This window comes from Type-F symbiont of Plautia stali, assembly GCF_059731105.1.
Map to the genome: position 1 here is coordinate 2,201,766 of NZ_AP035909.1, position 24,328 is coordinate 2,226,093.

25 protein-coding genes are annotated in these 24,328 nt (G+C 57.4%); 13 read left to right on the forward strand and 12 right to left on the reverse strand.

All coding sequences use genetic code 11. The features are described from left to right. Positions 1-23: 23 nt before the first annotated feature. A complete protein-coding gene (gene fadR, locus AC6I7A_RS10410) occupies positions 24-743 on the reverse strand; it encodes a fatty acid metabolism transcriptional regulator FadR (RefSeq protein ID WP_009089861.1) in 720 nt (239 codons plus the stop codon). Positions 744-1,073: 330 nt separating this feature from the next. Here fadR and dsbB point away from each other — a divergent pair, with 330 nt between their 5' ends. After that, on the forward strand, positions 1,074-1,604 hold the full coding sequence (dsbB, locus tag AC6I7A_RS10415) for a disulfide bond formation protein DsbB (protein ID WP_009089859.1): 531 nt from the start codon (positions 1,074-1,076) through the stop codon (positions 1,602-1,604). Between the two features lie 57 nt (positions 1,605-1,661). Here dsbB and ycgN read toward each other — a convergent pair whose 3' ends face one another. The 3 genes from ycgN to AC6I7A_RS10430 all read right to left on the reverse strand — a co-directional run bounded on the left by ycgN (position 1,662) and on the right by AC6I7A_RS10430 (position 3,423). Further along, positions 1,662-2,108 (reverse strand): cysteine cluster protein YcgN, encoded by a 447-nt coding sequence (gene ycgN, locus AC6I7A_RS10420; protein WP_009089856.1) that lies wholly within the window; start codon positions 2,106-2,108, stop codon positions 1,662-1,664. A gap of 64 nt (positions 2,109-2,172) precedes the next feature. Continuing rightward, positions 2,173-2,832 carry a fumarylacetoacetate hydrolase family protein gene (locus tag AC6I7A_RS10425; RefSeq protein ID WP_058957294.1) on the reverse strand — a complete coding sequence of 220 codons (660 nt, stop codon included), beginning with the start codon at positions 2,830-2,832 and terminating at the stop codon, positions 2,173-2,175. Between the two features lie 315 nt (positions 2,833-3,147). Then, positions 3,148-3,423 carry a YcgL domain-containing protein gene (locus tag AC6I7A_RS10430; protein WP_009089851.1) on the reverse strand — a complete coding sequence of 92 codons (276 nt, stop codon included), beginning with the start codon at positions 3,421-3,423 and terminating at the stop codon, positions 3,148-3,150. A 155-nt stretch (positions 3,424-3,578) separates the two neighbouring features. On the opposite strand from AC6I7A_RS10430, the gene minC reads away from it, so the two are divergent. Genes minC through minE form a run of 3 tightly spaced genes read left to right on the forward strand, consistent with a single transcriptional unit; the run spans position 3,579 to position 5,405 of the window. After that, complete coding sequence (gene minC / locus AC6I7A_RS10435) at positions 3,579-4,286, forward strand: septum site-determining protein MinC (protein WP_058957295.1); 708 nt, start codon at positions 3,579-3,581, stop codon at positions 4,284-4,286. 33 nt (positions 4,287-4,319) lie between these two features. After that, positions 4,320-5,132: a septum site-determining protein MinD gene (gene minD, locus AC6I7A_RS10440; RefSeq protein WP_046101942.1), complete on the forward strand. Its 813-nt coding sequence runs from the start codon at positions 4,320-4,322 to the stop codon at positions 5,130-5,132. A 3-nt stretch (positions 5,133-5,135) separates the two neighbouring features. Then, on the forward strand, positions 5,136-5,405 hold the full coding sequence (minE, locus tag AC6I7A_RS10445; RefSeq protein ID WP_009089844.1) for a cell division topological specificity factor MinE: 270 nt from the start codon (positions 5,136-5,138) through the stop codon (positions 5,403-5,405). 53 nt (positions 5,406-5,458) lie between these two features. Here the strand turns inward: minE and rnd are convergent, their stop codons facing one another. The 6 genes from rnd to AC6I7A_RS10475 all read right to left on the reverse strand — a co-directional run bounded on the left by rnd (position 5,459) and on the right by AC6I7A_RS10475 (position 12,696). Beyond that, on the reverse strand, positions 5,459-6,580 hold the full coding sequence (gene rnd / locus AC6I7A_RS10450; protein WP_058957296.1) for a ribonuclease D: 1,122 nt from the start codon (positions 6,578-6,580) through the stop codon (positions 5,459-5,461). A 98-nt stretch (positions 6,581-6,678) separates the two neighbouring features. Next, positions 6,679-8,355, reverse strand: a complete 1,677-nt coding sequence (gene fadD, locus AC6I7A_RS10455) for a long-chain-fatty-acid--CoA ligase FadD (protein WP_140028620.1) — start codon at positions 8,353-8,355, stop codon at positions 6,679-6,681. A gap of 205 nt (positions 8,356-8,560) precedes the next feature. Continuing rightward, positions 8,561-9,157: a Slp family lipoprotein gene (locus AC6I7A_RS10460; RefSeq protein WP_033736224.1), complete on the reverse strand. Its 597-nt coding sequence runs from the start codon at positions 9,155-9,157 to the stop codon at positions 8,561-8,563. A gap of 60 nt (positions 9,158-9,217) precedes the next feature. Beyond that, a complete protein-coding gene (gene tsaB / locus AC6I7A_RS10465; protein WP_058957298.1) occupies positions 9,218-9,916 on the reverse strand; it encodes a tRNA (adenosine(37)-N6)-threonylcarbamoyltransferase complex dimerization subunit type 1 TsaB in 699 nt (232 codons plus the stop codon). Positions 9,917-9,960: 44 nt separating this feature from the next. Continuing rightward, positions 9,961-11,877, reverse strand: coding sequence for a DNA repair helicase YoaA (gene yoaA / locus AC6I7A_RS10470; protein WP_058957299.1), 1,917 nt, complete (start codon positions 11,875-11,877; stop codon positions 9,961-9,963). Between the two features lie 651 nt (positions 11,878-12,528). Next, positions 12,529-12,696: a hypothetical protein gene (locus AC6I7A_RS10475; RefSeq protein ID WP_009089835.1), complete on the reverse strand. Its 168-nt coding sequence runs from the start codon at positions 12,694-12,696 to the stop codon at positions 12,529-12,531. Between the two features lie 317 nt (positions 12,697-13,013). Between AC6I7A_RS10475 and AC6I7A_RS10480 the strand changes: the two genes are divergently transcribed. After that, positions 13,014-13,373 carry a hypothetical protein gene (locus AC6I7A_RS10480; protein ID WP_009089833.1) on the forward strand — a complete coding sequence of 120 codons (360 nt, stop codon included), beginning with the start codon at positions 13,014-13,016 and terminating at the stop codon, positions 13,371-13,373. Between the two features lie 61 nt (positions 13,374-13,434). Beyond that, positions 13,435-13,779, forward strand: a complete 345-nt coding sequence (locus AC6I7A_RS10485) for a RidA family protein (protein ID WP_009089831.1) — start codon at positions 13,435-13,437, stop codon at positions 13,777-13,779. A gap of 12 nt (positions 13,780-13,791) precedes the next feature. On the opposite strand, the gene AC6I7A_RS10490 is transcribed toward AC6I7A_RS10485, so the two are convergent. After that, the gene (locus AC6I7A_RS10490; protein ID WP_009089830.1) at positions 13,792-13,986 is read right to left on the reverse strand and encodes a YoaH family protein; all 195 of its coding nucleotides are present in this window, start codon (positions 13,984-13,986) and stop codon (positions 13,792-13,794) included. A 110-nt stretch (positions 13,987-14,096) separates the two neighbouring features. Here AC6I7A_RS10490 and pabB point away from each other — a divergent pair, with 110 nt between their 5' ends. The 4 genes from pabB to pdeD all read left to right on the forward strand — a co-directional run bounded on the left by pabB (position 14,097) and on the right by pdeD (position 19,368). Beyond that, positions 14,097-15,476 (forward strand): aminodeoxychorismate synthase component 1, encoded by a 1,380-nt coding sequence (gene pabB, locus AC6I7A_RS10495; RefSeq protein ID WP_046101947.1) that lies wholly within the window; start codon positions 14,097-14,099, stop codon positions 15,474-15,476. Beyond that, positions 15,460-16,023 (forward strand): CoA pyrophosphatase, encoded by a 564-nt coding sequence (locus AC6I7A_RS10500; protein WP_058957300.1) that lies wholly within the window; start codon positions 15,460-15,462, stop codon positions 16,021-16,023. Before pabB ends, AC6I7A_RS10500 begins: the two co-directional genes overlap by 17 nt. A gap of 187 nt (positions 16,024-16,210) precedes the next feature. Next, entirely contained in the window at positions 16,211-17,575 is a 1,365-nt protein-coding gene (locus tag AC6I7A_RS10505) for an L-serine ammonia-lyase (RefSeq protein ID WP_046101949.1), read from the forward strand. A 224-nt stretch (positions 17,576-17,799) separates the two neighbouring features. Further along, positions 17,800-19,368: a cyclic di-3',5'-guanosine monophosphate phosphodiesterase PdeD gene (gene pdeD, locus AC6I7A_RS10510; protein ID WP_058957301.1), complete on the forward strand. Its 1,569-nt coding sequence runs from the start codon at positions 17,800-17,802 to the stop codon at positions 19,366-19,368. A 129-nt stretch (positions 19,369-19,497) separates the two neighbouring features. Here the strand turns inward: pdeD and AC6I7A_RS10515 are convergent, their stop codons facing one another. Beyond that, positions 19,498-21,078: a TerC family protein gene (locus tag AC6I7A_RS10515; protein ID WP_046101951.1), complete on the reverse strand. Its 1,581-nt coding sequence runs from the start codon at positions 21,076-21,078 to the stop codon at positions 19,498-19,500. 504 nt (positions 21,079-21,582) lie between these two features. On the opposite strand from AC6I7A_RS10515, the gene manX reads away from it, so the two are divergent. From manX to AC6I7A_RS10530, 3 genes are all read left to right on the forward strand, one after another. Continuing rightward, positions 21,583-22,545 carry a PTS mannose transporter subunit IIAB gene (manX, locus tag AC6I7A_RS10520; protein WP_058957302.1) on the forward strand — a complete coding sequence of 321 codons (963 nt, stop codon included), beginning with the start codon at positions 21,583-21,585 and terminating at the stop codon, positions 22,543-22,545. A 66-nt stretch (positions 22,546-22,611) separates the two neighbouring features. Next, positions 22,612-23,412, forward strand: coding sequence for a PTS mannose/fructose/sorbose transporter subunit IIC (locus tag AC6I7A_RS10525; protein WP_009089820.1), 801 nt, complete (start codon positions 22,612-22,614; stop codon positions 23,410-23,412). A 15-nt stretch (positions 23,413-23,427) separates the two neighbouring features. Beyond that, complete coding sequence (locus AC6I7A_RS10530; protein WP_009089819.1) at positions 23,428-24,273, forward strand: PTS mannose transporter subunit IID; 846 nt, start codon at positions 23,428-23,430, stop codon at positions 24,271-24,273. Positions 24,274-24,328: the final 55 nt, after the last annotated feature.

A 24,328-nucleotide genomic window follows, 5' to 3' on the forward strand; every position in this document is an offset into this window, starting at 1 on the left:
ACCGGACGCGATGTCCGGTTTTTTTATCGTTTATTGCCGAGATCGTCAGGCAGATTCTTCTGCATGCTGTGCCAGATTTCACCGCTGCGGCGACCGTAGTTGCGCACCACCTCCACAATCTCATCCTGTCCCGGCGATGTGTCACACAGCGCCAGCAGCGTCAGATAAAAATCACGCGCCACCTGACGGGCTTCGGGATTTGAGAAGTAGTGACGTCCCACGCGGGTGTAGAGCCCTTTCAGGCCGTTGAGGATCAGACCATAAATCGGGTTGCCTGAAGCAAATGCCAGACCGCGGAAGACGCGATAGTCGAGTTCGGTATAGGCATCCGCCTGGTCGGCCGTCGCATCGACCGTCTCCAGCACCTCACGCGCCTTGTCAGGATGATGACGCAGTGCACGGCTGATAAAGATGGAAGAGATATTGCTGCGCACTGACAGCAGGTTGTCGATCAGCACCGGCACGCTGTCGTGGTCGAGACGCGCCAGGGTTTCGAGGATATTCAGGCCAGAAGTCTCCCAGAAATCGTTCACCCGGGTCGGTTTACCGTGCTGAATCGTCAGCCAGCCATCACGCGCCAGGCGCTGCAGCACTTCACGCAGGGTCGTACGTGTCACCCCGATCAATTCAGAAAGCTCACGCTCAGCAGGAAGAATCGACCCCGGGGGAAAGCGGCTGTTCCAGATGCTTTCAATAATGTACTCTTCAGCAAATCCCGCTGGACTCTGCGCCTTTATAACCATAGCAATGTGTTCTCGTTGCTTTTCTAATCGTGATGGGCACTCATCATACCAGACGCCCTATAGCGGATATAGCCTGCGCAACCATTAAAACCGGGCGCAGCGCATATTTCAGGTTGCCTCTCCCGTGCTCCTGGGGGCTAACGGAGTAAAGCTGATTGCGCAGCAAAATGCCAGACGCCCCATAATCGCAAAACACGCGGCTTATTTTCACATAACCTGTTCTGGATCAGTCTGAGGTCATGTCTGGATACGATTTTTCCCTGGCCCGGGCTGGTTTGCCCCCGCTTTTGGTTTACACTGCGTGGCATTAACGTTTACAGGGAATGCAATATGTTGCGATATCTGAATCACTGTTCCCGGGGCCGCGGAGCCTGGTTATTACTGGCACTGACTGCGCTGGCGCTGGAGCTCACGGCATTATGGTTTCAGCATGTGATGGGCCTGAAGCCCTGCGTCATGTGTATCTACGAGCGCAACGCGCTGTTTGGTGTGATGGGCGCGGGTCTGGTCGGCGCGATTGCGCCAAAATCGCCGTTGCGTCTGGCGGCGCTGGCGTTATGGATCTACAGTGCCTGGGAAGGTCTGCGTCTCTCCTGGGAACACACCATGATTCAGCTGCACCCTAACCCCTTTACCACCTGTGACTTTGCCGCCCGCTTCCCCAGCGGTCTGCCACTGGATAAGTGGCTGCCGTCGGTGTTTCTCGCCAGCGGTGACTGCGCCGAGCGCAGCTGGACCTTTCTGACGCTCAGTATGCCGCAATGGATGATTGGGGTATTTGCCGCTTATCTGCTGGTGGCGGTGCTGGTGCTGATTGCCCAGCCTTTTAAAGCAAAACGGCGCGACCTGTTTGGTCGCTGAACAGAAAAAAGGCTGCCCGTGGCAGCCTTTTTTACATCCTGTCCGGGACAGCGGCACTCAGCCGTTGCGATCGGGCCGATCGATGATGTGATCTTCCCAGTCCCGCACTTCACTCTCGCGAACCGCAATGTAGCGCACCGAAATACGCTGTGCGTGCATCTGCGCTTTCGAACCGGCGCGCAGCGGATGCCAGGCCGGTAAGCCCTTGCCCTCGCCCAGCAACCGGTAGGCGCAGGTGCGCGGCAGCCAGTTGAAGGTGGTCAGGTTTTCACGCGTCAGCTTGATGCAATCCTCTTCTAACTCGAAGCGGCGCTCATAGTTGCGGCACTGGCAGGTTTTGATATTGAGCTGGTTGCAGGCGACGTTAGTGAAATAGATCTCATCCGTGTCGGCGTCCTGCAACTTATTCAGGCAGCACTGGCCGCATCCATCACATAAGGATTCCCATTCCTCATCGCTCATTTGTGCCAGGCGTTTATGTTGCCAGAAAGGGGTGTCAGTCATGATGATTGTCCGCAGTGTGCCTAAACCGCACCTTATAAAGCCTATGCGGTGGTGATGCAAGTCTTTAGAGCACGCGCGTGCTGATCCCATGCCCCGCCAGAGAGACTTCGAGCTGATCGCCTGCGCGCATCGGACCCACCCCTTCCGGCGTACCGGTCAGAATCACATCGCCGGCGCGCAGCGTGAAGTAGCGACTCATGTGGGCAATCAGCGGCAGAATTTTATGAATCATATCGGCCGTGCTGCCCTGCTGACGCACTTCACCATTCACCAGCAGCTTAAGCTCCACATTCTGCGGATCGTCACTGAACTCCGCGACCGGGATAAAACCGGAGATGGGGCAGGCATTGTCGAAGCCTTTCGATTTTTCCCACGGCTGGCCCGCTTTTTTCAGCCCGGCCTGCAGGTCACGCAGCGTCAAATCCAGCGCCACACCATAGCCTGCGATGGCCTTCGCCACATGCTCTTCGGTTGCCTGTTTCAGGGTTGCGCCAATCAGCACGGCCAGTTCAACTTCATGATGCACTTCACCAAACGCATCCGGGATAGAGAGCGGCTGACGCAGATCACAGAGCGCCGTTTCCGGCTTGATGAAGATCACCGGTTCTGTCGGGGTGGCGCTCCCCATCTCTTTGATGTGTTTTGCGTAATTACTGCCGACGCAAACCACTTTGCTGACCGGAAAATCTAACAGAGCGCCTTGCCAGTTACGATGCTGATACATGCTCATCCCCTGTTCAGGTTAGTGTGATGCCAGCACTGCTGGCGGGTTGATGTTTGCTTTTGCGCTGGTCGATCTGCCAGCCTCATGGCGAGATAATAAGATCCTTTTAACGGTCCGGGGTGCGGAATTTGTCAAAAAGCGTAAACAGCACCGCCGAAGTGCTGAATAATCGTACAAATAAGGACAAAAAACCGGGCAGGAAATTTAATGAGAGTGAAAACAGATAAGCTGCGCCGTTAATTCTGCGCAGCCTCAGAGCAATATTATCCTGACAAAATCGCGACGGCAGGATTTATATTTACAGAAGAATCCGAGTTAAACTTTTTTATCGGCCTCTAAATGAATTTTCAGCAGACTTTCGATCGGCGGTGGAATCTGCAAATAATAGCCCTGCTCGCTCAATCCCTGCTTAACTTTATTGATATCCGCATTTGCCAGCCTGTCGCGCCCCGCCAGCTTTAGCACCATCGCCAGCTGCGGCTTGCCAAACCCTTTCAGCAATTCCTCCGGCACGCGGGAGAAATCGTCCTTTTTTTCAACATAGAGATAAGTCTGGTCACGTAACGGGCTTCTGTAGATCACACAAAACATATTTTTTACTCGAATTAACCGGGGTTGAGGCTTGTCTGAATATAGCTGTAACTATAACATGCTTGCAGAACTTCGAATATTCACCGTTAGCGCTTCAGTGACGATTTTATCATCGCCTGGCTGACGGTAGTGAAAACAGGACTGAGTCGGGACAGATGTCGCAAACGCCAATCGAATTCAAAGGTAGCAGTTTCACCCTGTCTGTCGTCCATTTGCATCACCATGACCCGGCGGTGATTCGCAAGGCACTTCAGGACAAGATTGACCAGGCTCCGGACTTCCTGAAAAACGCCCCGGTGGTGCTTAACGTTGCCACCCTGAGTGCCGATGTTAACTGGAAGCAGTTGCAGCAGGCGATTCTTGCCACCGGCTTACGCATTGTTGGCGTAAGCGGCTGCAAGGATGAGGCGCTGAAACGCATGATCGCCCGTGCCGGTTTGCCGGTGCTGGCAGAGGGTAAAGAGGCCAGGCCGCAGGCGCAAGCCCCTGCCGCTGTGCCTGAACCGCAGCCGGTGGCCGCGGAAGCAATGGCCGCGAAAACGCGCATCGTGAACACCCCGGTGCGCTCAGGCCAGCAGATTTATGCACGTGATGCCGATTTGATCATCACCAGCAGCGTCAGCGCCGGTGCCGAACTGGTTGCTGATGGCAATATTCACATTTACGGCATGATGCGCGGTCGCGCCCTGGCGGGTGCCAGCGGTGACCGCAACTGCCAGATATTCTGTACTAACCTGGCCGCTGAGCTGGTTTCGATTGCCGGGGAGTACTGGATCATGGATCAGATCCCGCAAGAATTTTTTGGTAAAGCTGCGCGCCTGTGCCTGCAGGATGGCGCGCTGACTATCCAGACACTTAATTAGGCCCCTTTTCTTTTGTTAAGGAAATCAACATTTATGGCACGCATTATTGTAGTTACATCCGGTAAAGGGGGCGTTGGTAAGACCACGTCAAGCGCGGCCATCGCCACCGGTTTAGCGCAGAAAGGCAAGAAAACGGTCGTGATCGACTTCGATATCGGTCTGCGTAATCTGGATTTGATCATGGGCTGTGAGCGCCGTGTGGTCTACGATTTCGTCAACGTCATCCAGGGCGATGCCACCCTGAACCAGGCGCTGATCCGCGACAAACGCACCGAGCAGCTCTACATTCTGCCTGCGTCACAGACTCGCGACAAAGATGCGCTGACCCGTGAAGGCGTTGAAAAAGTCCTGAACGATCTGGCCGCGATGGAGTTCGATTTCATCGTCTGCGACTCACCGGCAGGGATTGAAACCGGCGCCCTGATGGCGCTCTATTTTGCCGATGAAGCCATCATCACCACCAACCCGGAAGTCTCTTCAGTCCGTGACTCCGACCGTATCCTCGGCATCATCTCCTCTAAATCCCGTCGCGCAGAAAACAGTCAGGAGCCGGTAAAAGAGCACCTGCTGCTGACCCGCTACAACCCGGGTCGCGTCAGCCGTGGCGATATGCTGAGCATGGAAGATGTGCTGGAAATCCTGCGCATTCCTCTGGTCGGCGTCATCCCGGAAGATCAGTCGGTATTACGTGCCTCCAACCAGGGCGAACCGGTGATTCTGGACGGTGAATCTGATGCTGGCAAAGCCTATGCCGATACCGTTGAACGGTTGCTCGGTGAAGTACGCCCCTTCCGCTTTATTGAAGAAGAGAAGAAGGGTTTCCTGAAACGCCTGTTCGGGGGATAAACCATGGCATTACTTGATTTCTTTTTATCCCGGAAGAAGAACACTGCCAACATAGCCAAGGAAAGGCTGCAGATTATCGTGGCAGAACGGAGAAGGGGCGACAGTGAGCCCCACTATCTTCCGCAACTTAAGCGCGACATTCTGGAAGTGATTTGCAAATATGTGAAGATCGATCCAGAGATGGTCACGGTACAGCTCGATCAGAAAGGTGATGATATCTCGATTCTGGAGCTGAACGTGACGCTTCCGGAGACGGAAGACGCGACTAAATGATTCTGACCGCCGCCTGAATTTCCCCTGCGCAGTGGCAGGGGAAATTTATCCGGTCAGCAACCCGCCAGGATCTCATCGATGCCGGGTTTCAGCAGTTCGCCCCGCCATCCGGTCAGTAACTCCGGTGGACGCCCCTGCGGCTTAATGCCCCAGTGCTGACTCAGCACCTGATTAATCTGACGGCGTGACGCCAGCAACTCCTGACTGAAGCCACTCTGCTCACTGACCTGCTGCACCAGCGCCTTCATCGCTTTGAAGACCGATTTGTAATTCGGATGGTCGATCAGATTTCCCAGCGGAGCCGGTAATTCACTCTCCTCCAGTGCCGCCGCTTCCGCCACCAGCGCGACCAGCGTTTTGCCGTGAAAACGAATTTCGTGTCCTGACAGCCCCAGATGATCGAGTTCACCCAGCGAGCCCGGCATAAAGCGCGCCACCTTCCACAGGTTTTCTTCGCGCACCACAAAGTTAACCGCCATATCCTTTTCACGCGCCAGCGTCAGACGCCAGGCCGCCAGGCGCTGCAGCGCCGCCAGCTGACGCGGACGCAGTTGCCAGGCGTTGGTGATATCGCGCCAGGCCTCTTCCGGGGCCAGACTGTCCAGACGGCGCTGACAGAGGTTATCGCACTCGCTGAGTGCGGCGGCCATGTTGCCCGCCTCTTCCGTATTGACCATCAGCTGACGGGCAATCGGCAGCAGGTAGTGAACGTCGGCTGCCGCATAGACACACTGGCGCTCCGTCAGCGGGCGGGCTAACCAGTCGGTGCGTGATTCGCTTTTATCGAGTTCAACCTGGGTGAAGTGCGCCACCATCGCGGCGAAGCCCCAGGAGAGTGGCTGGCCGGAGAAGGCCGCCAGAATCTGGGTGTCGATCATCGGAGTCGGCAGCACGCCAAAACGGTGCAGGAACACCTCCAGATCTTCGCCGCCCGCATGCAGGAATTTGGTTACGGCGGTGTCGGTCAGCAGCGCCACAAAGGGTGACCAGTCGCGGATGTTGAGCGGGTCTATCAGCACCAGTTGTTCGTCGTCATACAGCTGGATCAGGCCAAGCTGAGGGTAATAAGTGCGGGTACGCACAAACTCGGTATCCAGTGCCACCGCCGCGTGCTGGCGCGCTTTCTGGCACACGTCTGCCAGTTGATCATCCTGGTCGATAAGGGAATAGTTCACGTCTGATTTCCACCGCAGCAGACTCCGCGCGGCGCTCCATGTTAAAAACAATAAAAACGCCGGACATGCCGGCGTTCAACCTCAATTCTTATCCGGATTCAGCGGGTGCCGGATTTCACCTCATCACGCAGCTCGCGCCGCAGGATCTTGCCAACGTTGGTCTTGGGAAGCTCATCACGAAACTCAATGATTTTGGGTACCTTGTAGCCGGTCAGCTGACGGCGACAGTGATCGAGCACCTCCTCCTTCGTCAGCGACGCCTCTTTTTTCACGATGCAGACTTTGACCGCCTCACCGGAAAGATCGCTGGGAACCCCGATGGCCGCGGCTTCGCGCACTTTCGGGTGCTGCATCAGCACATCTTCGATTTCATTCGGATAGACATTAAAGCCTGACACCAGAATCATATCTTTTTTACGGTCGACGATGCGAATAAAGCCTTCCTGATCAACGGTAACAATATCACCGCTATGGAGCCAGCCATTTTTCAGGACTTCCGCCGTCGCTTCCGGATGCTGCCAGTAACCCAGCATCACCTGCGGGCCGCTGATGCAGAGCTCACCCGGCTCGCCTGGTGCCACTTCATTTCCCGCTTCATCCAGGATCAGCACATCGGTCGAGGGCACCGGCAGGCCGATGCTGCCGGTATGACAGCTGATGTCGTAGGGATTGACCGAAACCAGCGGCGAACACTCCGTCAGGCCGTAGCCTTCCAGCAGATAGTGCCCGGTCAGCTTTTCCCAGCGTTCAGCCACGACTTTCTGCACCGCCATCCCCCCGCCCGCGGAAAGCCGCAGCGTGGAGAAATCGAGTTTCGTAAACTGCTCATCGTTCAGCAGCGCATTAAACAGCGTGTTGACCCCGGTGATGGCGGTAAACGGAAACCTGCTCAGCTCTTTAACGAAGCCAGGAATATCGCGCGGATTGGTGATCAGCAGGTTCTGGCCGCCCAGCTCAAGGAAAAGCAGCCCGTTCACCGTTAATGCAAAGATGTGATAGAGCGGCAGCGCGGTGACGACGCACTCTTTGCCGTCACGCAGCAGTTTGCCGTAGGTCGCTTTCGTCTGCTCGAGATTCGCCTGCATGTTGCGATGCGTCAGCATCGCCCCTTTGGCCACCCCGGTGGTGCCGCCGGTATATTGCAGGAAGGCGAGATCGTCATTCGACACGGTCGGACGGCGATAATTGAGCGTCGCCCCCACGTCCAGAACCTGACGGAATGAGATAGCGCCCGGCAGATGGTATTTCGGCACCAGCTTTTTGACATACTTGACGACGAAATTCACCAGCGTCGCCTTAATGGGGGCGAGCTGGTCGCCCATCCGGGTCAGGATGACGTGACGGACCGCGGTTTCCCCCACCACCTTTTCCAGCGTGTGCGCGAAGTTGGAGACGATAACGATGGCGCTGGCGCCGCTGTCGTTAAGCTGATGTTTCAGCTCTCGCGGCGTGTAGAGCGGATTGACATTGACCACCACCATTCCCGCGCGCAGCACGCCAAACAGGGCCACCGGATACTGGAGCAGGTTAGGCATCATTAACGCCACCCGGTCACCCGCTTTCAGGCCCAGTTCATGCTGGAGATAAGCGGCAAAGGCGCGGCTCTTCTCCTCCAGCTGGCGATAACTCATTTTCTGACCCATGTTCAGGAACGCGGGTTGATCGGCGTAGCGTTTTGCGGCCTGCTCAAACAGATCGACCAGCGAGGTATAACGATCTGCACTTATTTCGGCAGGCACATCTGCCGGGTAGCGTTTCAGCCAAACCTTATTCAAGGATCCACCCCGATAATTATGTTGTATTTCCATCGCCGCCTCAGCCAATCTGGTTTGTTAACAATATTTTAACTGATTGTACCAGTTTGCCTGTTTCGGCATGTTGAGGTTGCGAAGTCCATCACTAAATTTCGTGCTGTGAAAACAGACAAATAAAAAGCCCGGCAGCGAGCACCGCGACCGGGCTGAATAGCAGGTCTTAATGTTACTCGGTCAGTATGGTCTGCACCTCGGTCGGGCCACTGTTAACCATGCCCCAGTAGGGATTGGGTCCCCAGTATCCCCCGCGATGGCGGGTCGGACCGTACCAGATCCAGGGGTCCATCGGCTGTGGCGGGGCGGTCACCTGCTGGGCGAGACGCCAGCGCTGATAACCACGCACATCGATGACGGCAAATTTGTAATCTGCCTCGCCGATTTTGCCCTGCTCCGTGCCTTTCAGCGTGCCCAGCACCGTGACGTACTGATTTCTGACATCCACCGGGTCAACAAAACCGTGGATGTCAGCATAGATCCGGCCGACTGACGCCGCGCCCAGACGCGGTCTGGCGCTCTCATCCAGCGGCTGTGCCGCAATCTCCAGACGGGTTTTGCCGTTCAGGTTGGTGACGTTCACCACCTTACCGCCAAAACGCGACTCCTGGCCGACATAGATAGCAGGGTCATTCATCACCCGCAGCAGATCCTGCTGAGGCTGAGGGGAACTGCCCTGCAGCGTGTCAGGAATAGAGACACAACCCGTTAACACCAGCACACAGGTCAGCAGCAGACCTGAAAGCCCTTTACCACACATTGACGACATAGACGCTCTCCCGTTAGGTAAAGTCTTAGACTGGACGCATAACAATAAGTTGCGTGCGACTTAGCGGCCAGGTAACTTTTTCCAGGCAACTTCATTGCGCAGGTAGGTCGGCTCCGCCGTTTTCGGCAGTAGGGTATCTCCGTCCGCCAGCGCCAGCATCGCCAGCGGCAGCATATCCTGTGCGGCAGGCAGGGTCACCTCACTGGCGGTCAGCGTCAGTGCGTGCCCCTGCTGCAATGCCGGGAAGGCTTCCCAGCCGGTGCCGGCGGTCATCCACTCACCGGTAAGCGCCTGCATTCTTGCCACCGCCGCCTCGGGCGTCAGCACGCTTTCGCTGGCTTCACCCTGCCAGCGCCCCTGCTCATCCCGCTGATACTCTGCCCAGTAGACTTCACCCATTCGCGCATCAATAGCGGTCAGTACGCGACGGGCGCCGTGCAGACGCCACGCCCCTTCCGCCATCGTCGCCAGCGTCGAGACCGCGATCATCGGCAGGGCTGCGCCCAGTGCCAGGCCCTGCGCAATACCAATACCGATACGGACGCCGGTAAAGCTGCCGGGGCCGCGCCCAAAGGCCAGCGCATCCAGATCGGTCAGTTCCAGCTGACCGGCGAGCAGGAGCTCTTCGACCAGCGGCAAAATACGCTGGGTGTGATCGCGCGGGGCGATTTCGAATCGGGCATCGATCTGTTGCTGATTCAGCAAGGCGGCTGAACAGGCTTCTGTCGCCGTATCCAGCGCTAAAATTCGGGCTGACATGACTACCTCAGAAGAAAGAAAACGGCGCGCATCTTAGCACAGAATTATGCGTCTGGTTCGGGTTGCTGGCGGATAAAGGCGATGGCGCGACGGATGTCCCGGGTGCGCGGCGTCGGCGGCAGACTGTTCAGGAACAGCGCGCCGTAAGGGCGTGACACCAGCCGTTGATCGCAAATCACCAGCACGCCGCGATCGTCGGTGTCACGGATTAACCGTCCCACGCCCTGCTTCAGGGTGATCACCGCGTCCGGCAACTGCACATCCGCAAAGGGATCGCCGCCGCGAATCCGGCAATCTTCCATCCGGGCTTTCAGCAGCGGATCTTCCGGTGAGGTGAAAGGCAGTTTGTCGATGATCACCAGCGACAGGGCATCCCCGCGCACATCCACCCCTTCCCAGAAACTGCTGGTCGCGACCAGCAGCGCATTCCCCTTCTCAATAAACTGCTGCAGCAACTGGCCTTTGCTGGTTTCACCCTGCACCAGCACCGGCAGCGTCATGGAGGCGCGAAATTCGGCCGCCAGCTCACGCATCATCAGGTGTGAGGTACAGAGGAAGAAGCAGCGACCTTTGTTGGCATCAATCAGCGGCTTCATCATCGCGGCCAGCTGGCGGGCGCCCCCCGGACGGTTAGGCTCCGGCAGATTGCGCGGCACGCAGAGCAGCGCCTGCTTCGCAAAGTCGAACGGGCTGTTGAGGATCAGGCTTTTTGCCGCATTGACACCCAGCCGTTCCGAGAAGTGCGCCATCTTCTCATCCACTGCCAGGGTGGCTGAGGTAAAGATCCACGCGGCTTTACGGTTATCCATCACTTCACGAAAACGCTCCGCGACGGAGAGCGGCGTCAGCGCCAGGATAAAGTGACGTGAGGTACATTCATACCAGTAGCTGTAGCCCGGCTCGTTGATGGCCCGCAGCCGTTTCAGCCGGGTACGATAGAGCGCGGCGCGCTCAAAAGCGGCATCCAGCAGGGCTGAACGTCCCAGAGAGAGCTTGATGACGTCGTAACAGAGTTCGAGTGCATCATCCAGCAGCGTAAACATCCGCAGAATGGCGTTGTCACTCAGCAGCTCACGCAGATTCCCGCGATAGCCGGGATCGCCCAGTGACAGGCGAAAGTCCTGCGCGCACTGCGCCAGACGGTCAGCGGATTTCTGCAGCTGCTGGGCATCGCGCACCTCGGTGCGGTAGGCGATGATGATATCTTTGGCGAGGTCGAGCAACTGACGGCTGGAGAGCTGCTGGCCAAAGTACTGGCTGGCGATGTCGGGCAACTGATGGGCTTCGTCAAAGATCATCACATCCGCTTCAGGGATCAGTTCCCCAAAACCGCCCTCTTTAACCACCAGGTCGGCGAGAAAAAGATGGTGGTTCACCACCACCACATCCGCGTCCATGGCGCGCTTTCGCGCCTTCACCACAAAGCACTCTTTGTAACGCGGGCAGTCGGTGCCCAGGCAGTTATCGTTGGTGCTGGTGACCAGTGGCCAGACCGGGCTGTCTTCGGTCACGCCCGCGCAGCTGCTGATGTCGCCATCTTCGGTCTGCGATGACCAGCTGCGCAGCGTCACCAGATCGGTGAGCGCCTGCGCGGTGAGATCGCCACCCGCCATCGACTGCTGTTCCATGCGTTCCAGACAGAGGTAGTTAGAGCGGCCTTTCAGCAGCGCGGTTTTGCCTTTAAACTTCAGCGCCCTGACCATGGTGGGCAGATCGCGCCCATAGAGCTGATCCTGCAGCGCTTTGGATCCGGTCGAGACAATCACTTTTTTATTGGCCCGTAGGGCGGGTGCCAGATAAGCGTAAGTTTTACCGGTACCGGTACCGGCTTCGACGACCAGTTCACCCTGCCCTTTTACGGCTTCAGAGACCGCCTGCGCCATCTCGCGTTGTGCTTCCCGCGGCTTAAAACCCGGGATACCCAGCGCCAGCGCGCCATCCACTGCAAAATCGTCTGCCACATACCCTCACTAAGAACGGCAAAAACACTGTAATTATGTCAGTATTGCACAGACAAAGCAAAACGGAGGCTTATCAATAAGTTATACAGGAATGGTCAGTTCTCCGACAGCGTGCGTGTTCTCCTGAACGTGCTGTTAGCGCTTCCCCTGCGGCATAAAGTCACATCCACTGAACGTTTAATTCGCGGTGTCCGTGAATGCGGGGAAGAAACGGAGAGGAAATAACCCAGTGCGACGGAAAAGAGGCGGGTTTCATTAACGTTGTGCGTGCGCAGGATTATTTAAGCAGGGATTGAACGCTATTTTCATCGCATATGAATCTGCTGCGGAAATAAAGAACCGCAAAACGGCGCACAGGCGGTTTTGCGGTGTTAGCAGAGGGGCGACCGGTGTCAGACATCTCTTACGGTCGGATCGTCTTCCTCATCTTCTTCTTCATCTTCCGGGTAGATCTCAGCATCATCTGGCAATGGCTCATCGTAATCTGGACGTTCAGACATAATTACCTCCGGTGATAAATAGCAGCACTGCTATTTGATCTGAGCATAGTTAACCGGCGCCGGAGGCCGCTGAGTTTCCTTGTGAACTGTGAGCCAGGCGTAAGATCGTTGTAACAGATTGAAAACGATCGCGAGGTGACGCCGCGCTGTGCTAGTGCCGGATATAAAACGCGCCCGCCAGCATGGCAATAAACAGCAGAGCAAAGGTGATAAAACCCTGCTTACTGCCTTTAGAGAGACCGACAAAGGCCGAAATTACAATAAACAGCAGCGTCAGTGCGCCCGCCATCACCCAAAACAGATACTGCGTATTCGCCATGTGCTCATCCTCATCCTGTGGCGCGATATTTCGCTGATTTATACCATTTTTACGCCTGGCCTGTCCTGCATTCCCGCGCCTCGCCAGCCGGCCGCTGCCGCATTCCGTCCCCGCCTGTCCGCTAAAGCCTGTGACGCAGTCAGCAAATACAGAGGATAACAGCAGGAAATAACCGCCCGGATTATAATGATTAAATCGGCTTACCGTTGGGATGTGGCAACCGTAAGCTGACGTGCTGAGACTGGCTTAACGATGTCTTCCGGCTGCGTTAAGCAGATGGCCTTAACCCGACTGCCTGACTCAGGCGGAGGATTGCTATGAATACTTTCCGCATCGGCTCTCTGACTGGCGTGCTGCTGCTCTGCAGCTGTCAGGCCCCCACCCCCGATCAGGCGCGTCTGCAGGAACCCCTCTTTCAGGGCCAGAGCACCCGCACCGTTCCTCAACTCAGCGACTGCATTTATCGCGGCTGGTCCACGACCAGCGTGGTTGCCCGCGATGACACGACCCATACCCGGCCCGGCGGCAGTGCGATCAGCGTCTTTACCTGGGAGGATTCTATCTTTGCGGATGTCTCGCCTCACGGGCGAGGGGCAGAGGTCAAATATTTTACCACCTTCCGGATGGCACCTCAGGTGATGGCAGACAGGCAGGCGATTGTTAAGCGCTGCCTGTGAGGGGTGACAGCGATGCGGGGAATATGGCAGGCTACCTGCCACTTTATTCAGGGAGAAGCCGATGAGTATTACCCGTATTGACCCGGAACACCGCATGTCCGAAGCCGTGATCCACAATGACACGATCTACTACACCAGCGTACCGGAAAACCTGGACGCCGACGCCGAAGCGCAGACGGCCAATGCGCTGGCGGTGATTGATGCGATGCTGACGCGTCTCGGCAGTGACAAGAGCAAAATTCTTGATGCCACGCTGTTTCTGGTGGATAAGGCTGATTTCCCTGCCATGAACCGCGCCTGGGACGCCTGGGTCTCTCCCGGTAATGCACCGGTGCGCTGTACGGTTCAGGCCGGGCTGTTAAATCCAAAGTACAAAATTGAGATAAAAATTATCGCTGCACGTTAAGCAGAGCGGGCGTTATTCTTCTTCGTTTTCGTCATCTTCGTCGTCGAATAGCGCCCGGATCTGTTCGCCCGAGTGAGTCTGCCGGATCTCCTGCGCCACCTGGGCGATAGCCTGACCACTCGATAAACCCCCTGCCATCAACTCCTGAATACGCTCGACGGCCTGCTGCTGCTGCTCATGAGAGAGCGCCGGTAATCCTGTAAACATGTTTTACTCCTGTATTGGGTCAGACAGTATCCCACGCGGAACTAACAGGTGCCAGTCAGGAAAAAATATGTCAGTCTGACCGCCTCTTTGCTTGCTGATTTTTCTGCCCGATGATTGTTGAAACCCTCACGCTTGATTATACCCCGGATGCGCTGACCCGGCGTTTTGCCCCCATTGCTCATCTGCCCTGGGCGATGCTGCTCTCCTCCGCCCAGGCCAGCCACAGCGATAACCGCTTTGATATTCTGACGGCTAATCCCCGCGCCACCCTGGTGACCCGCGGGGCGATCACCTCAATCAGCGATCGCAGCGGCACCCGTGAATCGGCCGCCGACCCTCTGCTGCTGGTGCAGCAGCAGTGCGATGCGCTGGGCGTGACGCCTGCCGCCAGTGAGACGCTGCCGTTTCAGGGCGGCGCGCTGGGTCTGTTTGGCTACGACCTGGGCCGCCGGTTTGAAACGCTGCCCGCCAGGGCCGAGGCGGACCTCATCACGCCCGATATGGCCGTAGGGATCTATGACTGGGCGCTGATTGCCGATCACCATCAGCAGACCCTGACCCTGGTGGCGCTGGAGGCGGCGCAGGCGCGGCTCGCCTGGCTGACACAGTGGCCCGCGCGTGAGGCGCTGCCCTTTTCACTGACCAGCGGCTGGCGTTCTAATCTGAGCTACGCCGACTATGCCGCCCGCTTCGCGGCGGTTCAGGACTATATCCAGGCCGGAGACTGCTACCAGGTTAATCTGGCACAGCGTTTCCAGGCGGCTTATCAGGGAGATGAGTGGCAGGCGTTCTGTCAGCTGAATGACGCTAACCGTGCGCCGTTCAGCGCTTTTCTTCGCCTGCCGGAGAGTGCCATCCTCAGCCTGTCGCCGGAGCGTTTCCTCTCGCTGAATAACCGGCAGATCGAAACCCGCCCGATTAAGGGAACCCGGCCACGCTGCGCGGACCCGATAGCGGATGCGCAGCAGGCGGAGGCGCTGCGCCATGCGGAGAAAGATCGGGCCGAGAACCTGATGATCGTCGACTTACTGCGCAATGACATTGGCCGCGTGGCGCAGCCCGGCTCCGTTACCGTGCCGGCACTGTTTGAGGTGGAACCCTTCCCCGCCGTGCATCATCTGGTGAGTACGGTTCGTGCGCGGCTGCCCGACCCTCTGCAGGCCACCGACCTGCTGCGGGCCTGTTTTCCGGGAGGCTCGATTACCGGCGCGCCCAAGATCCGGGCCATGGAGATCATCGATGAGCTGGAGCCCCAGCGGCGCAACGCCTGGTGCGGCAGCATTGGCTATCTCAGCCTCTGTGGGCGGATGGATAGCAGCATCACCATTCGCACCCTGATTGCTGAGGGCCAGCAGCTCTACTGTGCAGCCGGTGGCGGCCTGGTGGCAGACAGCGATCCGCACGCGGAATATCAGGAGACGCTGGACAAAGTGAGCCGGATCTTACCGGCACTGGAACAATCGGGAGGTTCAGTTGGCTCTGACGCTTGAGACTTTTCGCTGCCGTTTTCTGTTGCAGCAGCCGGCGCGCACGACGCAGCGCCTCTCTGGCCGGCACGCGGCAGTCCTCGTGCCCATCGTGGCGCGGCCTGAGCCGGGCCTGTTGCTGACGCAGCGCTCGCACGCCCTGCGCAAACATGCCGGACAGGTCGCCTTTCCCGGCGGAATGCAGGATGACGACGACGCTTCGCTGATCGCCACAGCACTCCGCGAGGCCCATGAAGAAGTGGGCATCGAACCGCAGCAGGTCGAGATACTCGGTTCGCTGCCTGCGGTGACCAGCAGTACCGGTTTTCAGGTGACGCCGGTGCTGGGGATTATTCCGGCCAATCTGCGTTTAACCCTCAACCCGGATGAGGTGCACAGCGCCTTTGAGATGCCGCTGGCTGAGGCGTTACAGCTCAGCCGCTACAGTTCGCTGGAGGTTCACCGGGCCGGTGTCCGGCACCCGGTCTGGCTGTCACGCTATCAGGATTATCTGGTGTGGGGGATGACCGCCGGAATTATCCGCGCACTGAGCACGCAGATCGCTTTCTGACCCCCTTTTTCCCGCACCATTCTCCCGGAAGCCCGTCAACTCCCTGCCGGGCCCCGCTATAATATTTTCTATCGGTTTTGATAAGTTTATTTCATGCGAAAAGCTGCTCTTTTCCGGTGCATGACCATTACTATTAGCGCCATAAACTGCCCCGGCAGAGTGAGAATAATTGTGAGGAGTGTCACCTGTGATTAGTGTTTTCGACATGTTCAAAGTGGGCATCGGCCCCTCGAGTTCGCATACTGTCGGCCCGATGAAAGCGGGTAAACAGTTTGTGGACTTGCTGTGCGAACAGGGAAAGCTGCAGGAGGTCACCCGGATCGCTGTGGATGTCTACGGTTCCCTGTCGCTGACCGGCAAGGGTCACCACACCGACATCGCCATCATTATGGGTCTGGCGGGCGAATCGCCGGACACCGTCGATATTGATGCGATCCCCGCCTTTATCAAAGACGTTGAGCAGCGTGAGCGACTGCTGGTGGCGAAAGGGGCACACGAAGTCGACTTCCCGCGCGAAGGCGGCATGGTATTTCGCAGTGAGAATCTCTCGCTGCATGAAAATGGCCTGCGCCTGCTGGCCTTTGCCGGCGACCTGCTGATCCTGTCAAAAACCTACTATTCCGTGGGTGGCGGGTTCATTGTTGATGAAGAGCATTTCGGCCAGTCGGCGCTGGATGAGGTCTCGGTTCCATGGCCATTCCACTCTGCCAAAGATCTGCTGGCGCACTGCCGTGAAACCGGCCTGTCACTCTCCGGTCTGGTGATGAAAAATGAGCTGGCGCTGCACAGCCGCGACGAGATCCATGCCTACTTCGCTACGATCTGGCAGACGATGCAGGCCTGTATCGATCGCGGTCTGAATACCGAGGGCGTCCTGCCCGGTCCTCTGCGTGTGCCACGCCGCGCCGCGTCGCTGCGTCGCCTGCTCACCTCCTCAACCAAACACTCCAGCGACCCGATGATTGTGATCGACTGGATCAATATGTTTGCGCTGGCCGTCAATGAAGAGAACGCGGCGGGCGGCCGGGTGGTGACCGCCCCGACGAACGGTGCCTGCGGTATCGTGCCTGCGGTGCTCGCCTACTATGATCACTTTATCGAACCCGTAACGCCCGATATCTTCCTGCGATATTTTCTCGCCTCGGGGGCGATTGGCGTGCTCTATAAGATGAACGCGTCCATCTCGGGCGCAGAAGTGGGCTGCCAGGGTGAAGTCGGCGTTGCCTGCTCCATGGCGGCGGCCGGGCTGGCAGAGCTACTGGGCGGCAGCCCGGAGCAGGTCTGCGTAGCGGCTGAGATCGGCATGGAGCATAACCTGGGTCTGACCTGTGACCCGGTCGCCGGACAGGTGCAGGTGCCCTGCATTGAGCGTAATGCTATCGCCTCTGTCAAAGCGATTAACGCCGCGCGTATGGCCCTGCGCCGCACCAGTGAGCCGCGCGTCTCTCTGGATAAGGTTATCGAGACGATGTATGAAACCGGCAAGGACATGAATGCCAAGTATCGTGAAACCTCCCGCGGCGGTCTGGCCATTAAAGTACAGTGTGATTAAGCGAAACGTATAAACGTTCAAATAACGTGCAAACGTAATCAAATCCGCATCCTGCGCTATCTCAGCGCAGGTTTACACGGTAGAGTATTTTCCGCGCAGCCGTCCGGCCTGAGCAGCTATCCAGACCCGCTTTTCTGCATTCCGGCCTCAATATTAATGGGGCCGTGCCGATATTAACCCCGATATTTTTTGCTTTTTTCTGGCTTTAGGGAAGGTGGATACTGATGTATATGGCCCAGCAATTTGTTGGACAATTCAGACGAAAGCGTTTGCTTATTGCACTGTCAATCGCCACCGTAGTGCTGATACTCACGCTGGCCTTTCGCTATATCGAAGAGAAGTCACGTATTGAGCAGCAGGCAATGGATTTTGCCGACAAAGCGATTATGCGCTTTGACCGGATGTTCTCGCCGCTGGAGGTATCCGCCAATAACACGCTGGGTCTGGTCGGCGTCCCCTGTCAGGACGTTCGCTTTCCGCTGATTGAAAAAATCTCTTCCCTGCAGACCGTCCGGGCGATTCTGCTGGTAGATAACGACAGCATCTACTGCTCCAGTATTTACGGGCCTCGCGCCATCCCCTTCAGCCAGACCTACCCCGATTTAGCTTTTAATAACCAGCGCATGACCCTGTCCACCGACCAATACCTGCTGAAAGGCTCGCCGGTTCTGCTGCTGTGGACCCCCAGAAGCCTCGATAACCGCGCCGGGATTCTGCAGGTGATTAACATCGAGATGATGAGCAACTATGTGCTCGAACCGCAGCTGCCCTGGGTGGAACGTGCCGTGTTCAACGTTAACGGCCAGAGTCTGGAGTATGGTAATCCCCTTATTGAGCCGACCGTACCCTCGGAAGATGAGGTGAGCTATGAGCAGGGCTCGCTGCGTTACCCCTTTACTCTGACGCTCTATGGTCCCTCACCGACCCGACTGGCGCTGGCAACCCTGCCCTCACAACTGCCGCTGGCGCTGCTGCTCAGTCTGCTGATGGGCTACATTGTCTGGCTGGCGACCGCAAACCGGATGAGCCTGAGCTGGCAAATCAGTTATGGCATCACGGCTAATGAGTTTATGGTCTACTGTCAGCCGCTGATCAACAGCAGCAGCGGCGAGTGCGACGGCATTGAGCTGCTGCTGCGCTGGCATAACCCCCGCCAGGGCTGGATTGCACCGGATGTGTTCATCCCGCTGGCCGAACGTCAGAACCTGATTAAGCCGCTGACCCGCTTTGTGCTGAATGAGGTGGTCAGGCAGTTACCCCAGCTACCGGATGACCGCGACTTCCATATCGCTATCAATGTCGCTGCCAGCCATTTCCGGGACCGTGCCATCCTGCAGGATCTGCAGAACCTCTGGTGGCCCGCCAATCCGGTGCCGAAACTGGTGGTCGAGCTGACCGAGCGGGATGCCCTGCCGGTGGTCGATCAGTCGGTGATTGCGCAACTGCACGAGATCGGCGTGCGGCTGGCGATTGACGACTTCGGCACCGGTCACAGCTCACTCTCCTATCTGAAGGATTTGCAGCCTGACGTGCTGAAGATCGACAAGATATTTACGGCGGCCATCGGCACGGACGCGATCAACGCGACGGTGACGGATATGGTGATTTCCCTGGCGCAGCGCCTGAACATCAGCCTGGTGGCCGAGGGAGTAGAAACGGCTGAGCAGGCCGCCTACCTGTGCGAACGCGGGGTGGATCATCTGCAGGGCTATTATTTCGCCCGCCCGATGCCGCTGGAGGACTTTCCGGCCTGGCTGACGCAGCACCGGCTGGAGGTGCGGCAGCCCTCATAACCGGACGCGTCGGAAGCGATGTGCCCTGGCGCTTTGCCGCCACCGATAAAAAAACAGCCGCGGCGGTCAGGCAGCGGCTGTCGGAGAGAGTCAGCGCGGCCTCAGTAACGGACCGCGCATCGAAAAGCGTTACGCCTCTTCATCCTCATCGTGTGGCTTATCTTTGGTAACGCGCACCAGATCGATACGGTAGTCGGTCGCTTCGATAATCTGAAAGTGCAGCGGGCTGATATCGATCACGTCGCCCGGAAGCGGCAACTGCCCTTTCTGCGCAATCAGCAGACCCGCCAGCGAGGCGTGATCTTCGGTCGGATCGACCAGTTCATGGAAGTCGAGCAGCTGCTGCAGCGAGTGCAGATCGGTGCCGCCCTTCACTAACCAGCCATCCCCATCAGCCACGATCTCCGGCGTTTCATCTTCATCCGGGAATTCACCCGCAATCGCTTCCAGCACGTCCAGCGGCGTAATCAGCCCCTGCACGACGCCAAACTCATTGGTGACGATGACGAAGCTGCCACGTGCACGACGCAGCACGCCAAGCAGGTTAATCGGGTCCAGCGTTTCAGGCACCACGATGGTAGGCGTATTCGCTGCAAACGTCGCCACATCCACGCCATGCTCCAGCGCCACCAGCAGCTCTTTCGCCCGCACCACACCGATAATTTCATCCAGCTCGCCCCGGCAGACCGGGAAGAGGCTGTGAGGCGTATCCAGCAGCTGATCGCGAATCTCATCCAGCGGACGGTTCGCATCGACCCAGGAGATCTCGCCGCGCGGCGTCATGATGCTGCGGATGGAGCGGGACGCCAGCGTCAGTACGCCATTAATCATGAAGCGCTCTTCATCTTTAAAAGCTTCCTGCGGCATCGCCTCGGCCAGCGCAGACTCTTCGCTGCTGCCTGCATTGCTGCTGCTCGCCGTCTGCGCGCGGTTGCGACCGCCCATCAGGCGCAGAATCGCCTCTGCGGTGCGCTCACGCATCGGCCGGTTTGACTGATGGCGGATAAAGTTCCGGCGCGCAATCTGGTTGAACAGCTCAATCAGGATTGAGAAGCCAATCGCCGCATAGAGGTAGCCTTTCGGAATATGGAAACCAAAGCCTTCTGCCACCAGCGACAGACCGATCATCAGCAGGAAGCTCAGGCAGAGCACCACCACCGTCGGATGCGCGTTAACGAAGTTGGTTAATGGCTTGGACGCCAGCAGCATCACACCCATCGCAATCACCACGGCGGTCATCATTACCGGCAGGTGGTTCACCATACCCACGGCGGTGATAACGGCATCCAGTGAGAAGACCGCGTCCAGTACCACAATCTGTGTCACCACGGCCCAGAAACTGGCATAACCGCGGTTCCCGCCGCCCTCGAGCTGACGGTTCTCCAGCCTTTCGTGTAGCTCCATGGTCGCTTTGAACAGCAGGAACAGGCCCCCGGCCAGCAGGATTAAATCACGACCGGCAAAGCTGAAACCGCCGACGCTGAAGAGCGGCGTGGTGAGCGTAACCATCCAGGAGATCAGCGAGAGCAGACCCAGACGCATCACCAGCGCCAGCGACAGGCCGATCAGGCGCGCTTTATCACGCTGCTTCGGCGGCAGTTTGTCGGCCAGAATGGCAATAAACACCAGGTTGTCGATGCCCAGGACGATTTCCAGTACGACAAGCGTCAGTAAACCCGCCCAGATTGAGGGGTCGAATAAAAATTCCATTATTTATGACTCCTGAACAGGGAAAAGAGTAAGCCGGTGTCTGTCGGCGCAGCGAGGCGTGACATCCGGGTCGTCGGGAAAACAGAGAAAACGCCGTCAGGCGAAAGGTGACGCGCCAGCAGGCGCAAAGAACAGATTAAGCGACGTCGGTGACGATCCATAAAGGTGGGCTGAAGCCCGACACTCCTGAGTAATAAACAGAAGGCTAATGTATCAGGTCGGTAAATGGCGTCAAAAAATTTTCTTATTTTTACAATCTGCAATGAGGTTGATCGTATGCATAAAACGATTCACTCGTTCTGCCGTGGGGTAAATAACTGACCAATGTCACAAAATTTATTTTTTCGATCACTAAAATAAATCGCGACCTAACCGCCTTAACGGTGTGAACCGATGATTTCTGGCGCTCAGCCAGTCATCGCCAGCACCCTGTTAAAAATAACCGAAACGATTCTGACAGGGCCATTTACTCAGATGAGCTTCTTTAGTGAACGGAGGTAGCACGTGACCATTGCGATTGTAATTGGTACTCACGGCTGGGCAGCGGAACAACTGCTTAAAACGGCAGAAATGCTGTTAGGTGAGCAGGAGAACGTCGGCTGGATAGACTTTGTGCCGGGTGAAAATGCAGAAACACTGATCGAAAAATATGAAACGCAGCTGGCAAAACTGGATACGACGCAGGGGGTACTCTTTTTAGTCGATACCTGGGGTGGCAGTCCGTTTAATGCGGCCAGCCGTATCGTGGTGGATAAACCGCAGTATGAGGTCATCGCCGGTGTCAATATCCCGATGCTGGTCGAAACGCTGATGGCGCGCGATGACAACCCGACGCTCGACGAGCTGGTGGCGGTGGCGGTTGAGACCGGCCGTGAAGGCGTTAAAGCGCTGAAAGCCAAAGAGGAGGTGCCCGCGCCCGCCGCCGTGAAACCGGCTGCGCCCGCGCAACCGGCTAAGCCGATGGCTCCCGGCGACCATATGAAGATCGGGCTGGCACGTATCGATGATCGCCTGATCCACGGCCAGGTCGCGACGCGCTGGACCAAAGAGACAAACGTTCAGCGCATTATTGTGGTCAGCGATGAGGTGGCAAAGGATCACGTCCGCAAAACCCTGCTGACGCAGGTCGCGCCGCCCGGCGTGACGGCGCATGTGGTCGATGTCGATAAGATGGTTCGGGTGTGGAATAACCCAAAGTATGGTCAGGATCGGGTGATGCTGCTGTTTACCAACCCCACCGACGTTCTGCGCGTGGTGGAACAGGGTGTCGATATCAGGACCGTCAACATCGGCGGGATGGCGTTCCGTCAGGGAAAAACCCAGGTCAACAATGCGGTTTCGGTGGATGAAAAAGATATCGCCGCCTTCCGCAAACTGAATGAACGCAATATTGAACTGGAAGTGCGTAAGGTTTCCAGCGATCAGAAACTGAAAATGATGGATCTGATTGCGAAAGTAAACGCGTAACAGAAGAGCTGCTGCGCCTGCGTTTCCGGGCTCATTTTCGCTATCCTGCTGAGGACAAGAAGTATGATGGAAATAACCTCGCTACAAATTATTCTGATTTTTATTGTTGCCTGTATTGCCGGCATGGGGTCGATTCTGGATGAGTTCCAGTTTCACCGTCCGCTGGTGGCCTGTACCCTGATTGGTATCGTGCTGGGAGATATGAAAACCGGCATTATCATCGGCGGGACGCTGGAGATGATTGCGCTGGGCTGGATGAACATCGGTGCCGCCGTGGCCCCCGATGCTGCTCTCGCCTCCATCATCTCCACCATTCTGGTTATCGCAGGCGGTCAGAGTGTGGGAGCCGGTATCGCGCTGGCCATCCCGCTGGCCGCAGCCGGACAGGTGCTGACCATCATCGTGCGAACCCTGACCGTCGCCTTCCAGCATGCCGCGGACAAAGCCGCAGAGAAAGGCAACCTCACCGCTATCTCCTGGATCCATGTCTCTGCCCTGCTGCTGCAGGCGATGCGTATCGCTATTCCGGCGCTGATTGTGGCGATCTCCGTCGGCACCAGTGCGGTTCACGCCCTGCTCAGTTCAATCCCTGAAGTGGTCACCAATGGTCTGAATATCGCGGGCGGCATGATTGTGGTGGTCGGTTACGCGATGGTCATCAACATGATGCGCGCGGGCTACCTGATGCCCTTCTTCTATCTCGGCTTTGTCACCGCGGCCTTTACCAACTTTAACCTGGTGGCGCTGGGGGTCATTGGCGTGGTGATGGCGGTGCTCTACATTCAGCTCAGCCCGAAATACAACCGTGTAGCGGGGGCCCCTTCCGGCCCGGCGACCGCGAACGATCTTGATAACGAACTCGATTAAGGAACAGGTGATCACATGGTTGATATTACGAAAGTCGAAAAGAAACTGACACCCGGTGACGTCCGCGCTGTCTTTATGCGCTCGAACCTGTTTCAGGGATCGTGGAACTTTGAACGTATGCAGGCGCTGGGCTTCTGCTTCTCAATGGTGCCGGTGATCCGCCGTCTCTATCCGGAGAATAATGATGAGCGCAGGCAGGCAATCAAGCGCCATCTGGAGTTCTTCAATACCCACCCTTATGTGGCCGCGCCGGTGCTCGGCGTTACCATGGCGATGGAGGAGCAGCGTGCCAACGGCGCGCCTATCGACGACGGTGCCATCAACGGCCTGAAAGTCGGTCTGATGGGCCCGCTGGCCGGTGTCGGCGACCCGATCTTCTGGGGCACCGTGCGTCCGGTGTTTGCCGCGCTGGGTGCCGGCATCGCGATGAGCGGCAGCCTGCTGGGCCCCTTGCTGTTCTTTGTGCTGTTTAACCTGGCGCGCCTGCTGACCCGCTACTACGGCGTGGCGTATGGCTATCGCAAAGGGATCGATATCGTCAGCGATATGGGCGGCGGATTCCTGCAGAAACTCACGGAGGGCGCCTCAATTCTGGGCCTGTTTGTGATGGGCGCGCTGGTAAACAAGTGGACGCACGTCAACATCCCGCTGGTGGTGTCGCGTATCACCGACTCCACCGGTAAGACCACCGTCACCACGGTGCAGTCGATCCTCGATCAGCTGATGCCAGGCATCGTGCCGCTGCTGCTGACCTTCGGCTGTATGTGGCTGTTGCGCCGTAAGGTCAACGCGCTGTGGATTATCGTCGGCTTCTTTGCCATCGGTATTTTTGGTTACTGGATCGGCCTGCTCGGTCTGTAATCTCACCCGGCCGGGCGCGCTGGCGCCCGGCTTTTAAGCGTAGTGAGCTGAGCCA

Excerpts from the sequence above, each read along its gene's own strand:
- fadR (WP_009089861.1), bottom strand. The coding sequence starts at position 743 with ATGGTTATAAAGGCGCAGAGTCCAGCGGGATTTGCTGAAGAGTACATT.
- dsbB (WP_009089859.1), top strand. The coding sequence starts at position 1,074 with ATGTTGCGATATCTGAATCACTGTTCCCGGGGCCGCGGAGCCTGGTTA.
- ycgN (WP_009089856.1), bottom strand. The coding sequence starts at position 2,108 with ATGACTGACACCCCTTTCTGGCAACATAAACGCCTGGCACAAATGAGC.
- AC6I7A_RS10425 (WP_058957294.1), bottom strand. The coding sequence starts at position 2,832 with ATGTATCAGCATCGTAACTGGCAAGGCGCTCTGTTAGATTTTCCGGTC.
- AC6I7A_RS10430 (WP_009089851.1), bottom strand. The coding sequence starts at position 3,423 with ATGTTTTGTGTGATCTACAGAAGCCCGTTACGTGACCAGACTTATCTC.
- minC (WP_058957295.1), top strand. The coding sequence starts at position 3,579 with ATGTCGCAAACGCCAATCGAATTCAAAGGTAGCAGTTTCACCCTGTCT.
- minD (WP_046101942.1), top strand. The coding sequence starts at position 4,320 with ATGGCACGCATTATTGTAGTTACATCCGGTAAAGGGGGCGTTGGTAAG.
- minE (WP_009089844.1), top strand. The coding sequence starts at position 5,136 with ATGGCATTACTTGATTTCTTTTTATCCCGGAAGAAGAACACTGCCAAC.
- AC6I7A_RS10460 (WP_033736224.1), bottom strand. The coding sequence starts at position 9,157 with ATGTCGTCAATGTGTGGTAAAGGGCTTTCAGGTCTGCTGCTGACCTGT.
- tsaB (WP_058957298.1), bottom strand. The coding sequence starts at position 9,916 with ATGTCAGCCCGAATTTTAGCGCTGGATACGGCGACAGAAGCCTGTTCA.
- AC6I7A_RS10475 (WP_009089835.1), bottom strand. The coding sequence starts at position 12,696 with ATGGCGAATACGCAGTATCTGTTTTGGGTGATGGCGGGCGCACTGACG.
- AC6I7A_RS10480 (WP_009089833.1), top strand. The coding sequence starts at position 13,014 with ATGAATACTTTCCGCATCGGCTCTCTGACTGGCGTGCTGCTGCTCTGC.
- AC6I7A_RS10485 (WP_009089831.1), top strand. The coding sequence starts at position 13,435 with ATGAGTATTACCCGTATTGACCCGGAACACCGCATGTCCGAAGCCGTG.
- AC6I7A_RS10490 (WP_009089830.1), bottom strand. The coding sequence starts at position 13,986 with ATGTTTACAGGATTACCGGCGCTCTCTCATGAGCAGCAGCAGCAGGCC.
- pabB (WP_046101947.1), top strand. The coding sequence starts at position 14,097 with ATGATTGTTGAAACCCTCACGCTTGATTATACCCCGGATGCGCTGACC.
- pdeD (WP_058957301.1), top strand. The coding sequence starts at position 17,800 with ATGTATATGGCCCAGCAATTTGTTGGACAATTCAGACGAAAGCGTTTG.
- AC6I7A_RS10515 (WP_046101951.1), bottom strand. The coding sequence starts at position 21,078 with ATGGAATTTTTATTCGACCCCTCAATCTGGGCGGGTTTACTGACGCTT.
- AC6I7A_RS10525 (WP_009089820.1), top strand. The coding sequence starts at position 22,612 with ATGGAAATAACCTCGCTACAAATTATTCTGATTTTTATTGTTGCCTGT.
- AC6I7A_RS10530 (WP_009089819.1), top strand. The coding sequence starts at position 23,428 with ATGGTTGATATTACGAAAGTCGAAAAGAAACTGACACCCGGTGACGTC.